The following is a 14,782-nucleotide window of genomic DNA, read 5'->3' as shown; positions in this document are numbered from 1 at the left end:
AAATCAGAGTTTTTAATTAAAATATCTTCAATTCATTTGACATTGCGATAACAACTAGCCTCACTAATATCAAAACTTTTACCAAGATGAAAAAAAGTACGATATTCTCGTCAATACGATAAAGTCATAAATAATCGATTTTTTAGTGATAATTTGTTAGCTTTGCCACCTTTTTTAAATTTTTCTATTTCAGCAACCTTTAAAATATCTAACATTTTATTAAAAGTGGCTTGTTTTATTCCTGTTAATCGGAATAATTCTTTATCATTAATAAAATCAAATTTATCAAATTTCATAATTTTAAATTCCTATAATTTCTATTTTAAATATATTTTATAGGAATTTTAAAATAACTAGGTTATGCAAGAAGTCTATTTTATAAAAATAAATGTATAAATATATTATATTATATTAATGAATAATTTAACAAAAGATTTATTAGGGTAAGATTATTCAAATTTGGCAACAAAAGTCAACAAAATAATGAGGGAACAAAATGATTTATACAGAAACAGATTTTATTAGACAACCGCAAGTTAGTGTCGATATACCATTAAATATTAGCCCAGAATTACTAGATTATTCGGTTAATATTAGAGGAATCAAAGATGTTAATATTAAGGGAATAATTACTTATCATCCAAATCTTAATGCAATTAATATTATTGCAACAATTATTGGCGAAGTTGTTGTTGAGGATGCTCAGACATTAGAAAATTTTGCTGTTTCAATTAATTTAGAATGAAATGATGAGTATAGTTTTAAATTTTATAAAAAAAGTGATATTAATTACTTAAATGAGCAAAATTTTGATATAATAAAATGTGCATGAGATGAAATAATTATGAACATTCCTATTAATTTATCTAAAAATAGTGATAAAATAATTGGTGGTGATTCAACTTGGCAAGTTTTTTCTGAGGAAGAATTTGCAGCGTATCAAGCAGCTCAAGCGGATTCACGATGAGAACAATTACACGGAAAATTAGTTAAAACAACAAAGGAGGAGAAATAATGGCGGTACCATTTCGAAAAACATCCAAACAGGCAAAAAGAAAACGCCGAACACATTTTAAATTAGTTGGAGCAACTTTGATAGCATGTAAAAATTGTGGAGCATTAATTAAACCACATAGAGTTTGTCGTGAATGTGGATATTATAAGGATAAAAAAGTTATTAGAGTTGATTAGGTTATAATAACTAATTATAGGAAAGGATCAAGAGATTCTTTTTTTTAACTAATGTTGTATTTATAATTTATCTTGCTTAAAAAAGCCTTTAAATTATTGGTCCAGTAGTAGGACTTTTTTTGTAAAAAATTTTTTGGGAAAAGTGTTGCAATATGGGAAAGAGTATAATACAATATGTATGAAAGTGGGGGAGAATGGGACAAAATGGCATTATTAGGAACTTACAATCATACATTAGATGATAAAGGACGATTAACAATTCCTTCTAAAATGAGAGAACAGTTTAAAGATGATAAAGTCTTTATTTCTCTTGGTTTTGATGGTTGTATTGATGTTCGTAATGAAGCTGAATGGTTAAAGTGAACAGAAAAAGTTGCTTCAACTGGACAAGCCACAGCCGAAGGAAGGGCTTTGACACGAAAAATTATGTCAATGTCTGATGAAACTACTTTCGATAATGCTGGACGAATTAAAATTTCGTCCATTTTGCAAAATAAAGCAAATATTACAAAAGATGTTGTTATTATTGGAAACAATGACCACTTGGAATTATGAGATCCGAAAGTTTGAGAAGTATACATTGAACAAGCACCAGGAATCGAAGAAGCGGCAAAAAATTTTGAGGAAAAAATTTAACGTATGGAATTTAAACATCAGACAGTCTTATTACAAGAAGCAATTGCCGGTTTAAATGTTCAAAACAATGGAATTTATGTTGATTGTACCTTAGGGCGAGCCGGACATAGTCTTGAAATTTTAAAGCATCTTCCAAATGGAAAGTTATATTGCTTTGAGCAAGATGAAGCAGCAATTGTTGCTTCTGAAGAAATTTTGCAGAAGAGTAAATATCGTAATTATGAAATTATTAAAAATAATTTTGTTAATTTAGCTGCTGAATTACAACTACGACATGTTAAAGCAGTTAATGGTATTTTATATGATCTCGGAGTATCATCACCACAATTAGATGATGATAACCGTGGTTTTAGTTATCGCTATGATAGTCCATTGGACATGCGGATGAATCAACATCAAGGATTAACAGCAAAAACCATTGTTAATACTTATTCGCAAGAAGCTTTAGTAAAACTTTTTCAAGATTATGGTGAAGAACCATTTGCAAAAGTAATTGCAAAAAACATTGTTATTGCTCGTAATGAACAAGAAATTGTTACTACTTTCCATCTTGTTGAAATTATTAAAAAAAGTTTGCCACAAAAGATTTTAAAAAAGGCAAAACATCCAGCAAAACGAGTTTTTCAAGCATTACGAATTGAAGTAAATCAAGAGTTATTTATTTTACAAGAATCATTACGACAAGCAACAACTTTATTAGCGGTGCATGGTAGGTTAGTTGTAATTTCGTTTCATTCATTAGAAGATCGTATTGTTAAAAAATATTTTCAAAGTTTAACAAAAGATCCTAATTATGAAATAAATCAACAGCTACCAGTAATATCACATTTTGAAAGTGATTATCAGATTATTACTAAGAAAGCAATTGTACCTTCGGTAACTGAACAAACAAACAACCATCGAAGTACAAGTGCTAAATTAAGAATATTAGAACGGCTGAAATAATATTCTAAAATTTGAAAAGGAGGTGAACGAAGTGGATTATAAGTTAAAAGAAGTATATTCTGTGTTAGAAATTAAAAATTATAGTTTTAGTTTTATGGTTGGTGTTTATACTGAATCACAAATTAAAGTGCTTTATAAAAGGCATCTTGAATATCATTTTTGTGATAATGGTATCATTATTGATGAAAAAAATGTGGCTAAAAAATTAGTTAATTTAATTAAAGATGCAAATCAACAATTAGGAATTGTAATTGAACGGGTGGCAATTAGTATTCCAGCAAATAATATGACAATTAAAACTTCAACCAAAATGCTAAATTTAACACATGATCGTCTAATTACGAAAAATGATATTGATTCATTAATTACATTAGCAAAAGAAGTTCCTTTATTAGATGATGAAACTGCTTTTTTTATTAGACCATATCGTTACATTCTTAATGAACAAAAAGCATTATCAGCGCCACCAATAGGGCAGGCGGCGCACAAAGTACGTATTAAGGCAATTGTTTATGTAACAAAAAAACAGATTGTTCAAAGTATTTTTGCGACACTTAAATATGCCAAAATTGAAGTTATGGGTATCCTTCCAGAAGGGTTTAGTCTTGCGTGAAATATTGCATCACCAGTTGATTTGCAAAATGGAATTACAATTATTAATTGAGATTATGATAATACTATCGCTTATGTTTTTATTCGTGAAACTTTATGTGAACAAATTATTACTCCGGGTGGTATTAAAAAAATAATTACGCGATTACGTAATGTCTTAAGTTGTGATAATAAGCAAGCACTAAAATATTTATATAAAATTATTAATTTAAATAATAATAGTAAAGATAATTTAATTATTTATAGCAAATATGATCAACAGCAACAAACACAATTAAATTTTACCCATTATGATTTAAAACGAATTGTTAATCATGTTTTAACAGAAGAAATGGAAACATTGAGTGAAAAGTTAGCTAATAGCTTAGGGCACTATAACTATCCAGTGGTTGTTGTTGGTGAAATTTTACGAATTAGTGGGTTTAAAGAAAATTTGTTGGCATTAAATAAAGATAAAAATGTTACCGTTTATATTGCTTCAACATTAGGAGCAAAAGAAACATGATGTATTGGCTTATTGGGAAATATTTATTATCAACATTTAGCAAATAAAGTTAGTGCAACAAATATTCAATCGGTTGATCATCGTTATATTCGTTATTTAAATAATAATGGTGATAAAAAAGGACCACGAAATGACGAATATGGTGAGCATCATCAACCAGGTGGCAATGCTAATCCGGCACAAGGGGTTATGCCGCTAAGTAACCAGCATTTAAACGGTTCGCAACAATATCAATAAAAATACTACCAAAATATTAAATAAATAGTAATATATAAAAAATGGAGGAATTAAGGTTATGGACAATTTTGATAATTATGAACAAGTCGCGTCAATAAAAGTTATCGGTATTGGTGGTGCTGGTAATAATGCTGTCAATCGGATGATTGAAGCAGGCGTACAAGGGGTTGAATTTATTGTTGCTAATACTGATGCCCAGATTATTGGTGTTTCAAAATCAAAAAATAAAATTGTATTAGGTAAAGAAACATCAAAAGGGCTAGGAGCAGGTGCTAATCCTGATGTTGGTCGTCAAGCAGCAATTGAATCAGCAGAGGAAATTAAAGACGCTTTAAAAGGGGCAGATATGGTTTTTGTCGCCGCTGGAATGGGTGGTGGAACTGGAACTGGGGCTGCTCCTATTATTGCCAAACTTGCCAGAGAACAGGGTGCTTTAACCGTTGGAATTATTACAACGCCATTTTCATTTGAAGGACGTGCGCGCAATAGTTATGCTATTCAAGGAACCGAAGAACTACGTAAACATGTTGATTCATTAATTATTATTTCAAATGATCGCTTATTAGAAGTAATTGGTGGTGTCCCATTAAAAGATTCATTCAAAGAAGCAGATAATATTTTACGCCAAGGAGTTCAAACCATTACTGATTTAATTGCAGTACCATCCTTAATTAATTTAGACTTTGCAGATATTAAGACCGTGATGAAAAATAAAGGGAATGCTTTATTTGGCATTGGGATTGGTTCAGGTAAAGATAAAGCAATTGAAGCTGCTAATAAAGCAATTATTTCTCCATTATTAGAAGCATCAATTCGTGGTGCTCGTGATGCTATTATTAATGTTACTGGTGGTAATACCTTAACCTTAAATGATGCTAATGATGCTGTTGATATTGTTAAACAAGCAATTGGTGGCGAAGTTAATATTATTTTTGGAACAGCAGTTAATGAGCATTTAGATGATGAAATGATTGTAACTGTCATTGCAACTGGGTTCGATGAAGAACAAAATTTTACTAATCTAGATAATGGTTATCGTGCTTCAATGGAAGAATACGAAGCACCAGCACCACGCCCAACACGGGATGCTGAGGTTAGTGATGACAATGATCAAGATGTTGCTCGTAAACGGCCAAGTTATTTCACTAATTTATCTGAAAATGCTGAACGTGAAACAGCGAATGCAAACCGTCGGATTAATGCGTGACGAAAACATGTTAATAATAATCAAGTCGTTGAACATGACGATGATGATGATTTACCACCATTTGTTCGTCGTAGTTGATAATAATGAGCATTTTTAAGAAAAAACAACGAAGTATTTACGAATCTCAACCACGAATTGATTTTAATGATAGCCCAACCGCACCAATTGTCCATAGTGATCAACCATTAGAACAACCATTAACAAAACCTGTTCTTGCCCCAGAAACACCCTTTCAAAAGGTGAATTTTGAGCGTGAAAGCGAAGTACAGCCTTCTTCTGAAGTTAGTAGTAACACAAGTGTACTTACAACTGGTTTTATTGCTGATAGTTATAATGATGCTCCCAAAATGGCTGATTTATTATTGACAAAAGGGCAATTAATTGTTCATTTAGAGAAGTTACCAAAAGGAGAACGGGTACGGCTATTAGATTTTATTAGTGGTATGATGTATGCTTTTAATGGTGATGTTCAAAAAATTGAACATAGAACTTATCAATTTACAATTCAAAAAAATGCTTAATAAGACACAATTATTGCAACATTATCAGCAAGATTATGAATTAATTAATAAAATTAAAGGATGATGTGAACAAGCCCACCGTGGGCAAGTTGTTAACACAGATTTTCTTGATTTACGTCAAATTGCAATTTTGCAAGCAATCTTGGTACAAGAAAACATTACTAATTATTTTATTCATAAACCATTAACAAATGGTTTTCGAGCAACAGTTAGTTTTAATGCTAAGCACGATAATATGGTTATTTTACATGCGAAACAACCAACACCGCATTTTTTTCAACATCATCAGGTGCTTGGTTTTATTTTAAACCAATTACAATTAGAAATGCGAGTGATTGGTGATTTATATATCACAGCAAATGATTTATATTTAAGCGTTTTAAAGAAAATTATGCCAGTGTTTATTAATGCTCCATTAATTATTCAAAAGAACTTATTAACTTGGACTATTAACCCTGTCCCTGTTGTTATTGAATATCAATTTACTGTTTTTGTAAAAACAGTAAAAAGTTTACGCTTAGATGCTGTGGTAAGTGCCCTTTGCAATGTTTCACGCCAACAAGCACAAAAATATGTTGAACAAAATTATGTTTATGTTAATTTTTCAGTGGTAAATAATAAGACTTTTCAAGTTGCTTGTGATATTATAATATCAATAAAACGGTATGGTCGTTTTAAAATTAATGCAATTTTACCATCAAAAAATCAACATTATCGAATTACAATTGCAAAGTTTGCATAAAGTAGGGAAAATATGGCAGAACAAGAGAAAGATTTACGGACAATTATTTATGAACAAAATGAAATTATAGAAAAATTAACATACGATAATCGCCAATTAATGTTGCGTTTACAAGAATTACAACATTTAGAGCATATTTCACGGTATAATATTGAAAAATCACGCGAAACATTTGAAGTTGCAAGTCATAATGCAGGACGGATTATTATGAAAGCAGTTGATTTTTCTTATGCTTTTAAAGAAGAAATTGCAGTATTACTTGATGACATTGATCATAATCGGCATAATCCCCAGAATGTGTTAAAAGTAATTGATGATTTTTTAGAACGAAATAAGCGCATTTATGCCTTTTCCATTAATGATGGTGAACGAATTACAGAATTGATTAAAAAAGAAATTATTAACAAAATTAAATAAATAGTGTAATATTTATTTATAAGAAAACAAACCACGGTTATTTGCTCGTTTTATTACAGCAAGATTAGGATGATGTGAGCTAATCATAAAAGACAAATAATTATCTCTTGTTTTTACAATTTAAAATAAAGAAAAAAAGGTAAATATTATTACAATATTTATAAAGTAAGATGGTACCGTGCATTTGCGCTCTTATAGTCTTACTTTTTTTATGACAGAAAGGAAAAAACACTGATGAATTATAAAGATACATTATTAACTCCCAATACCTTATTTGAGATGAAAGCTAACTTGGCAGGAAAAGAACCGCAAATTCAGTTAGAGTGACTTAAAACAAATGTTGTTTCAGGGCGCTATCAACATAATGCTAACAACCAACCCTTTATTTTACATGATGGTCCTCCTTATGCAAATGGGGATTTACATGTTGGTCATGCGTTAAACAAAATTTTAAAAGATTTTATTGTTCGTTATTATAATCAAAAAGGATTTTATAGTCCATGAATTTGTGGCTGAGATACGCATGGTTTGCCAATTGAAACTGCTGTTGTTAAAAGCGGGGTTGATCGGAAAACAACTCCACCAGTTGCCTTTCGCCAAATTTGTCGTCAATATGCTTTAGACCAAATTGAAAAACAAATTACGCAATTTAGTTGATTAGGTTTGTTTAGTGATTTTCAGCAAAAATATGTAACATTAGATTTGCCATATGAATTAGAACAATTACGATTATTTCAAACAATGGTTCAAAAAAAAATAGTTTATCGGCAATTAAAGCCAATTTATTGATCACCTTCAAGTGAATCAGCTTTAGCGGAGGCAGAAATTGAATATGCTGATTTAACATCACCATCAATTTATGTAACTTTTACAGTAACAACAGGAAATAAGGTGATTAAACCAGGAACAAAATTTTTAATTTGAACAACAACACCATGAACAATTCCAATGAATCAATTGTTAGCGGTTGGAAAAGATGTTGTTTATGTTGAAGTTCTTGTTGAAGGTGAAAAATACTTATTTGCTAAGGCTTTATTTGACGAGTTACAAACATTATTAAATTGGAAAAAAGTTAAAATTGTACAAGAAGTAGTTGGTGCTAAATTAGTTGAAATTATTACAAAACATCCTTTATATGACCGCGATAGTTCTGTTGTTCTTGGCCACCATGTTACTGTTGAAGCTGGGACAGGAATTGTCCATATCGCATCGGGATTTGGTGAAGATGATTATTTGATTGCCCGTACGAACAATGTTCCAATCTTTGCACCATTAGATGATACTGGAAAATATACTCCAGAAGTAGCAGATGATAGTTTAGTTGGTGTTTATTATGAAGATGCAAATAAAATGATTGGTCAACGATTAGAACAAAATGGCGCTTTGTTAAAATTAAAATTTACAAAACATCGTTATCCAATTGATTGACGAACAAAAAAACCAGTTATTTATCGTGCAACGGCACAATGATTTGTTTCAATTGAAAAAATTAAGCCAGAATTATTAAAAGAAATTAGACAAGTACAATGAAATCCACAATGAGCAGCAAAAAGAATGGAAACAATGATTGAAAATCGTCAGGATTGATGTATTTCTCGTCAAAGATTATGGGGTGTACCAATTATTGCCTTTTACGATGAAAATAATCAACCACAATTTACAACAGAATTAATTGAACATGTAATTAATTTATTTGCCAAAACAAAAACAACTGATATTTGATTTGAATGAAGTACTGATCAATTGTTGCCACCAGCTTATCAAAATCGCAATTGACGAAAAGAGCAAGATATTATGGATGTTTGATTTGATAGTGGTGTTAGTAATTTAGCAGTAACAAAAGAATATCATTTACCCCATCCCGTTAATGTTTATTTGGAAGGAATTGACCAATTTCGAGGATGATTTAATTCATCATTAATTACTTCGGTTGTGGCGACAGGTCATGCTCCTTACCAAGTTGTTTTATCACATGGTTTTGCTAATGATGAAAAAGGCAGCAAAATGAGTAAATCATTGGGAAATGTTATCTCACCATTAGCAATTACTGACCAGTATGGGGCTGATATTTTACGAATGTGAGTAGCTTCGGTTGATTATCGTGATGATGTTAAAATTGGGCCAGAAATTTTAAAACAAATTGCGGAAGCTTATCGAAAAATTCGTAATACATTACGGTTTTTATTAGCAAATTTAAATGATTTTAATCCAGCAACTGATTTACAATCAAAATTAGGAGAGGTTGATTATTATGTGTTACATTTAGCGCAGGAATTTCAACAAAAAGTAAATAAAAGTTATGAAGAATTTAATTTTAATAATGTTTATACTTTAATTAATAATTTTGTTACCACAACATTATCAAAATTTTATTTAGATTTTACAAAAGATATTTTATATATTGAGGAAATGAAATCACCGCGTCGTCGTGCGGTACAAACAACATTATATTATTTATATCGGATTTTAGTTGATGTTTTAAAACCAATTATTCCGCATACAGTTGAAGAAAGTCATCGCTTTATTACATATCCCGACCAACAAAGCTCGGTTCATTTAGAAGAAAATTTTGTTTTAACAATGGCTATTAATGATAAATTAATTGCAAAATGAGACCAAGTGCTGAAATTACGAGATGATGTTAATAAAGAATTAGAATGTCGTCGTGAACAAAAAGAAATTAAAAAATCATTAGAATGTCAAGTAACGATTGCTTTAAAACCAGCCTATGCAAGTTTAGCAGCAATTAAGGATTTATATCAAATTTTTATTGTTAGTGAAATTATTTTTACTACTGACCATCAGAACTTAACAGAATATGAAACTAGTTTTTTAAAAGTTCAAGAAAAAGCTGGTTTAAAATGCCAACGTTGTTGAATAATTTATAATCATTTAAATGTCCAAAATAATGAAATTTGTGATCGCTGTTTTAATGTTTTATCGATAAAAAATGTGCGATAATATATAAAACGAAAAAGGAGTCAAAAGCAAATGAAAGAACGAACAAAACAATTTTGATATGATTTTAAAGACCATTTTAAAAATCGAGATTATATTTGAAAATATAAACTCCAAGTTTGTCTACCAATTTTTATTTCGTTATTAATATTAGATATTATTACGAAGCAATTAGCTTTTGATTTATTGTTCCATGACCCAGCAGCTCCCGAAGTTAAATTTTTGGATGGATTTATTAATTTTAAATTTATGGTTAATAAAGGAATTGCTTTTGGAACAAATGCTGATAATCTTCCGCTTGTTATTATTGGTGCAGTTTTTATTACTTTGTTTGCATTTAGTATTCTTTTATATATTAATAATAAAACTGCTGCTGTTGGTTTAATGATGATTACAACTGGTGGGTTTGGTAATTTAATTGACCGTATGTGAAACCATGGTGGGGTTGTTGATTTTCTAGCATGAATTTTATTTTCCCCTTATAGTGTGTTTAATTTAGCTGATACTTGAGTAACTTTTGGTGTTATTGTCTTAATTTTTGCTATTATTATTGAAATTATTCAGTTTTATCGTGAGCGAGCACGAAGCAAACGCGAAGAGCATTTTGAACCAAATGACTAAGATTACCTTTACTGTTTCTTCATCAGCTCGAATTGATAAAATTTTAACTGATTATTTTAAAACAAATCCCACTCCTTTTTCGCGAACTAAAATCCAAGCATTAATTAAGCAAGAGAAAGTTCAAGTTAATGGACAAGTTGTGCCGGCAAATTATGTTAGTCAAATTGGAGACCATGTTCGCATTGAATTTCCAAATTCTAAAGCAAGTGAATTAACACCAATGCCAATCCCATTAACAATTTTGTATGAAGATAGTTATTTAATGGTGATTGATAAACCAAATAATTTAGTTGTTCATCCAGCACCAGGACACCAGAATGATACTTTAGTTAATGCTTTATTAGCACGAGGAGTGCAATGGTCAACTGCCAGTGGTGAGCAACGTCTAGGAATTGTCCATCGCATTGATCGCCAAACGACAGGAACTTTAATTATTGCTAAAAATGATGTTGTTCATCATCAACTACAACAACAAATTCAAACAAAGCAATTACAACGCCGCTATTTAGCGCTTGTTCATGGTCAAATTATTGAAAATCGCGCTAAAATTGATGCGCCAATTGGCCGTGACCCTAATAATCGCAAGAAAATGACAGTTACAGCAAAAAATTCTAAAAAAGCAGTAACTAATATTCTTGTAATTGAACGCTTTAATGATTATACTTATATAAAGTGTGAATTAGAAAGCGGGCGAACTCATCAAATTCGAGCCCATCTAAAATACATTAACCATCCTATTGTTGGTGATCCGTTATATGGCACAGCCGCTGATAAAAAAGAAAGTTTTGGACAATATCTGCATGCGTATCAATTAAGATTTATTCATCCAGTTACTAAAGAAACTCTGACCATTACAGCAGCCTTACCACAAGAGTTTGAACAAAGATTAGCAATATTATGCGCGAAAGGATAGAAAACAATGAGTTTTGATAAAGATAAATTATCTCTAGTTGATTATTTTTTAAAACAAGAAAAATACAATGTTTATAAAAGTAAACCACGCAATAATAATAATAATAATGTTTATTTATATAAAGTTGATAGTAAAGAATTTCAAATTATTAAAATTATTGATAATTTTAGTGGTAAATTTAATGATTTCATCATTAATGATGAGGTTGTGCAAACGTTAAAGACTTTTTTAAATAAAAAATTTCAACGCGCAAAACTTACTATTTTATCAATTATTTTAATTGAAAATCGTTCGCAGATTTATAAAGATGATAGTGGCGATGTAACATTATTTGTTGACAAAAATAATTATCTTGACCGTTTAAGTACTTATTATCCGAACATTACAATGTTGCAAGAAAATAATGAAAATGATACTTCAATGGCGGGGATGACAACTGAGGAAATTTTAGATGGGATTAAAGACCCTAATAGTAAATTAACAAAAAATTTAAAGCAACTAAGTGATAAATTAAGTGTCAATAACCTTGGTGTTACATGAGTTTTAATTGCTTTATTATTAATTATTCCAATTGTTGGAATCTTTTTTGGTGCGCAAATTTTTAATACTCAAGGCTTAAGTGAAGGAGCAACGCAATTAGTTTATGGTAGTGTTACTCGTGATTTATTAATTTGAAATAATCAATGATGGCGATTATGAACATATGTTTTATTTTCCAGTAACCCATTGTTAGTAGTTTTAAATTTATTTATGATTTTTAGTGTTGCTCGTTATGCAGAAGCTTTGTTGGGGCGTTGACGATTATCAGTCATTTTAGTAGTTGGGATCCCCTTAGCCGGAGTATTTTTAGCAGCCGTATTACCAAATTGAATTTTTGGCGGATCAACTATTTTATTAGCAATTTTATGAGGAAGTTTGTTTAGTTATAACTATGGTAAAGAAGATTTAGGGGTGTTAATTGCCAACCAACGAACTTTAATTATTATGCTGTGGTTGCTAATAATGCCAATCTTTTTAGGTTATTCATTTTATTTAATTAATTTTGTTGGTTTTTTTGTTGGTAGTGCGCTTGGTTATGGTTTAGAATTTAACCGTTCACATCGTGTTAATTGAACAATATTATATCCAGTTTTTATTATTGTAACAATGATTGTGGTTAGTACAATTGCATTATTATGAATACGTTATGTTCCACCCTATAATCGTGCTATTATTGACGCATTATTAAGTTATTGACGTGCAGGTTTGATGGAAAAGAGTGCAATTGAGGAAATGTTAAATAATTATTATTTTTATCCAAAAGCAAATTGACCAATCTTTTTGTTACAAAGTCAGTCTAGTTTTAGTGATCTCTTTTCTAATTTTAAAGGAGGAATCTTTAATTTATGACAACAGTAACAGGAAAAAAACGTAATGATTATTTATCATGAGATGATTTCTTCTTAAGTGTTGCGCATGTTTGTGCAATGCGAAGCAAAGATCCACATACACAAGTTGGGAGTTGTGTTGTTAACCAAATTGGGCAAATTATTGCGACAGGTTATAACGGTTTACCCCGTGGTTTAAATGATGATGATTTTCCATGAGCACGGGAAGGGGAATATTTAGAAACAAAATATCCTTATGTTGCTCATGCTGAATTAAATGCCATTTTAAGTGCACGAACAAATTTAGAAAATTGTCGAATTTATACAACCTTATTTCCTTGTGCAGAATGTACAAAAATCATCATTCAAGCTGGAATTAAAGAAGTTATTTATGATGATGACAAATACGAAGGCAGCGATGATAATCAAGCAGCAAAGCGGATGTTTGACCAAGCACAAGTGCATTATCGCTGCTTACCAGCTATTAATGTTATAGTCGAACGACAAGAAGAAAAATAATTAGATTTACAAATAAAACTATAAATTATCAAATAAAATCAAAATCCTTTATTAACTTATTTTTATAAATTATTAGAGAAAGAAAAGTTTTTAAGATGAAGCATTTTTTTACAGATCGGAAATTATTAATTTATCGTATTATTGGTATTATGTTAATTTTTGCTTTTTTAGTTTGTGATTTTATTTTAGCGTTAAAAACAAAAAGTGGCATTTATGGGCAGTTACCAAGTTATGGAGAGCGTTTAAGCCATTATTATTCATATTTTACAACACAAACAAATTATCTAGTTTTTGTTTATTTTATTTTTTATTTATTTCAAAAAAAAAATTTAAAAATACAAAACCAGATTTTATTATTCGCTTAATGGTAACAGTTTATATTACAATGACAATGCTAGTATTTTGATTAGGATTAGCAGTGCAAGGTGATATAGTAACAAATATGAGTGTTTATGAATGAATTTCAACATTTATTTTGCATACCATTATTCCGATTGCAATGATTTTAAGTTATATTGTTACCGCTGGTGATATATTTTACAAATTTGAAATCCATCATAAAACTAATTATTGATTAATTTGTTTATATCCGACCCTATATTTAATTTGTATTTTAATTCGTGGTTATATTCGACATAGTGACCACCAACCAGACAATACTCTATTTCCTTATTTTTTCTTAAATTTTTATGTAACAAATGGTTTTGCCTTATTAGCTGTTGGCTCAGTGTTAATTTTCCCTTATGTACTTCATTTCAATATTTTTATATCTGAATTAATAACTTATTTTATTTTCGTAAGCAAATTAAAGAAAATAATATTACCAAAGTTGATCAAATTAAAATTATGATAAATATTAAACAACATCGCCAATTAGATCAAAAAGGTAAAATTGCTATGATTCTAGCGATTGTAGTTGCTATTTTTAATATTATTTTTTCCGTTTTATATTATGTTTATCGTGATATGTGGTCAAAAATCTTAAATTATCCTTATCAAAAAGAACTTGTCTTAGCTTTTAGTATTATTACCTTAATTTTTGCCATCTTAGGATTAAAAAATCTTTATTGAGCTCGAATTGTGGTTGGCTTTTGTTCAATTGCTTTAGTATGTTTTAATTGAATTTGAATTCTTGGCCCTGTGTTTGATATTGTAATTGCAACATTATGTTTAAATAATCATAAATATTCGAAAGCAGATTTGGATGCTTATTTAGCAACACATCAGCAACCATTAAAATATAAAGCAAAAATAATTCCTAATGTAAAGTAAATATTAAGTCAATAATATATTTTTTATTAAAAATTGCAACTATTTTTTCAAAAAAAAATAATTTTTTTAAATTATGTAGTTATTTCAGCACCACGAAAAATGATTTTTGTTAAAAATCT

Annotated in this window: 18 protein-coding genes; 17 read left to right on the top strand and 1 reads right to left on the bottom strand. The window is 29.7% G+C overall.

From position 1 onward, the window contains the following. Positions 1-296: transposase family protein (locus EHU54_RS01870; RefSeq protein WP_400248646.1), on the bottom strand; the 296-nt coding region annotated here is incomplete at its 3' end. Between the two features lie 200 nt (positions 297-496). Between EHU54_RS01870 and EHU54_RS01865 the strand changes: the two genes are divergently transcribed. The 17 genes from EHU54_RS01865 to EHU54_RS01785 all read left to right on the top strand — a co-directional run bounded on the left by EHU54_RS01865 (position 497) and on the right by EHU54_RS01785 (position 14,663). Beyond that, complete coding sequence (locus tag EHU54_RS01865) at positions 497-1,015, top strand: DUF177 domain-containing protein (RefSeq protein WP_400248645.1); 519 nt, start codon at positions 497-499, stop codon at positions 1,013-1,015. Further along, entirely contained in the window at positions 1,015-1,191 is a 177-nt protein-coding gene (gene rpmF, locus EHU54_RS01860; RefSeq protein WP_400248644.1) for a 50S ribosomal protein L32, read from the top strand. The genes EHU54_RS01865 and rpmF overlap by 1 nt, the downstream gene beginning before the upstream one ends. Positions 1,192-1,395: 204 nt before the next feature. Next, positions 1,396-1,827, top strand: coding sequence for a division/cell wall cluster transcriptional repressor MraZ (mraZ, locus tag EHU54_RS01855; RefSeq protein WP_353486778.1), 432 nt, complete (start codon positions 1,396-1,398; stop codon positions 1,825-1,827). A 3-nt stretch (positions 1,828-1,830) separates the two neighbouring features. Beyond that, on the top strand, positions 1,831-2,772 hold the full coding sequence (gene rsmH / locus EHU54_RS01850; RefSeq protein ID WP_400248643.1) for a 16S rRNA (cytosine(1402)-N(4))-methyltransferase RsmH: 942 nt from the start codon (positions 1,831-1,833) through the stop codon (positions 2,770-2,772). Positions 2,773-2,803: 31 nt separating this feature from the next. Continuing rightward, on the top strand, positions 2,804-4,126 hold the full coding sequence (locus EHU54_RS01845) for a cell division protein FtsA (protein ID WP_400248642.1): 1,323 nt from the start codon (positions 2,804-2,806) through the stop codon (positions 4,124-4,126). Positions 4,127-4,184: 58 nt separating this feature from the next. Next, positions 4,185-5,414, top strand: a complete 1,230-nt coding sequence (gene ftsZ, locus EHU54_RS01840; protein WP_400248641.1) for a cell division protein FtsZ — start codon at positions 4,185-4,187, stop codon at positions 5,412-5,414. Between the two features lie 2 nt (positions 5,415-5,416). After that, the gene (locus EHU54_RS01835) at positions 5,417-5,854 is read left to right on the top strand and encodes a cell division protein SepF (RefSeq protein ID WP_400248640.1); all 438 of its coding nucleotides are present in this window, start codon (positions 5,417-5,419) and stop codon (positions 5,852-5,854) included. Then, positions 5,847-6,596, top strand: coding sequence for a S4 domain-containing protein (locus EHU54_RS01830; RefSeq protein WP_400248639.1), 750 nt, complete (start codon positions 5,847-5,849; stop codon positions 6,594-6,596). Before EHU54_RS01835 ends, EHU54_RS01830 begins: the two co-directional genes overlap by 8 nt. 12 nt (positions 6,597-6,608) lie before the next feature. After that, positions 6,609-7,013 carry a hypothetical protein gene (locus EHU54_RS01825; RefSeq protein WP_400248638.1) on the top strand — a complete coding sequence of 135 codons (405 nt, stop codon included), beginning with the start codon at positions 6,609-6,611 and terminating at the stop codon, positions 7,011-7,013. Positions 7,014-7,247: 234 nt separating this feature from the next. Then, positions 7,248-9,974, top strand: coding sequence for an isoleucine--tRNA ligase (gene ileS, locus EHU54_RS01820; protein ID WP_400248637.1), 2,727 nt, complete (start codon positions 7,248-7,250; stop codon positions 9,972-9,974). Between the two features lie 30 nt (positions 9,975-10,004). Continuing rightward, the gene (gene lspA, locus EHU54_RS01815) at positions 10,005-10,592 is read left to right on the top strand and encodes a signal peptidase II (protein ID WP_400248636.1); all 588 of its coding nucleotides are present in this window, start codon (positions 10,005-10,007) and stop codon (positions 10,590-10,592) included. Next, positions 10,585-11,505: an RluA family pseudouridine synthase gene (locus EHU54_RS01810; protein WP_400248635.1), complete on the top strand. Its 921-nt coding sequence runs from the start codon at positions 10,585-10,587 to the stop codon at positions 11,503-11,505. Before lspA ends, EHU54_RS01810 begins: the two co-directional genes overlap by 8 nt. A gap of 6 nt (positions 11,506-11,511) precedes the next feature. Further along, positions 11,512-12,903 (top strand): rhomboid family intramembrane serine protease, encoded by a 1,392-nt coding sequence (locus EHU54_RS01805; RefSeq protein ID WP_400248634.1) that lies wholly within the window; start codon positions 11,512-11,514, stop codon positions 12,901-12,903. Then, positions 12,891-13,391 (top strand): deoxycytidylate deaminase, encoded by a 501-nt coding sequence (locus EHU54_RS01800; RefSeq protein ID WP_400248633.1) that lies wholly within the window; start codon positions 12,891-12,893, stop codon positions 13,389-13,391. Before EHU54_RS01805 ends, EHU54_RS01800 begins: the two co-directional genes overlap by 13 nt. Positions 13,392-13,486: 95 nt before the next feature. After that, a complete protein-coding gene (locus tag EHU54_RS01795; RefSeq protein WP_400248632.1) occupies positions 13,487-13,756 on the top strand; it encodes a hypothetical protein in 270 nt (89 codons plus the stop codon). Beyond that, a complete protein-coding gene (locus EHU54_RS01790; RefSeq protein WP_400248631.1) occupies positions 13,756-14,244 on the top strand; it encodes a hypothetical protein in 489 nt (162 codons plus the stop codon). The genes EHU54_RS01795 and EHU54_RS01790 overlap by 1 nt, the downstream gene beginning before the upstream one ends. Beyond that, positions 14,238-14,663, top strand: coding sequence for a hypothetical protein (locus EHU54_RS01785; protein WP_400248630.1), 426 nt, complete (start codon positions 14,238-14,240; stop codon positions 14,661-14,663). Before EHU54_RS01790 ends, EHU54_RS01785 begins: the two co-directional genes overlap by 7 nt. Positions 14,664-14,782: the final 119 nt, after the last annotated feature.

This window comes from Spiroplasma sp. ald, from assembly GCF_044714355.1.
In the GTDB taxonomy this organism is placed as follows: domain Bacteria; phylum Bacillota_I; class Bacilli_A; order Mycoplasmatales; family Mycoplasmataceae; genus Spiroplasma; species Spiroplasma phoeniceum.
This window is presented reverse-complemented; position numbering and strand designations above follow the sequence as displayed.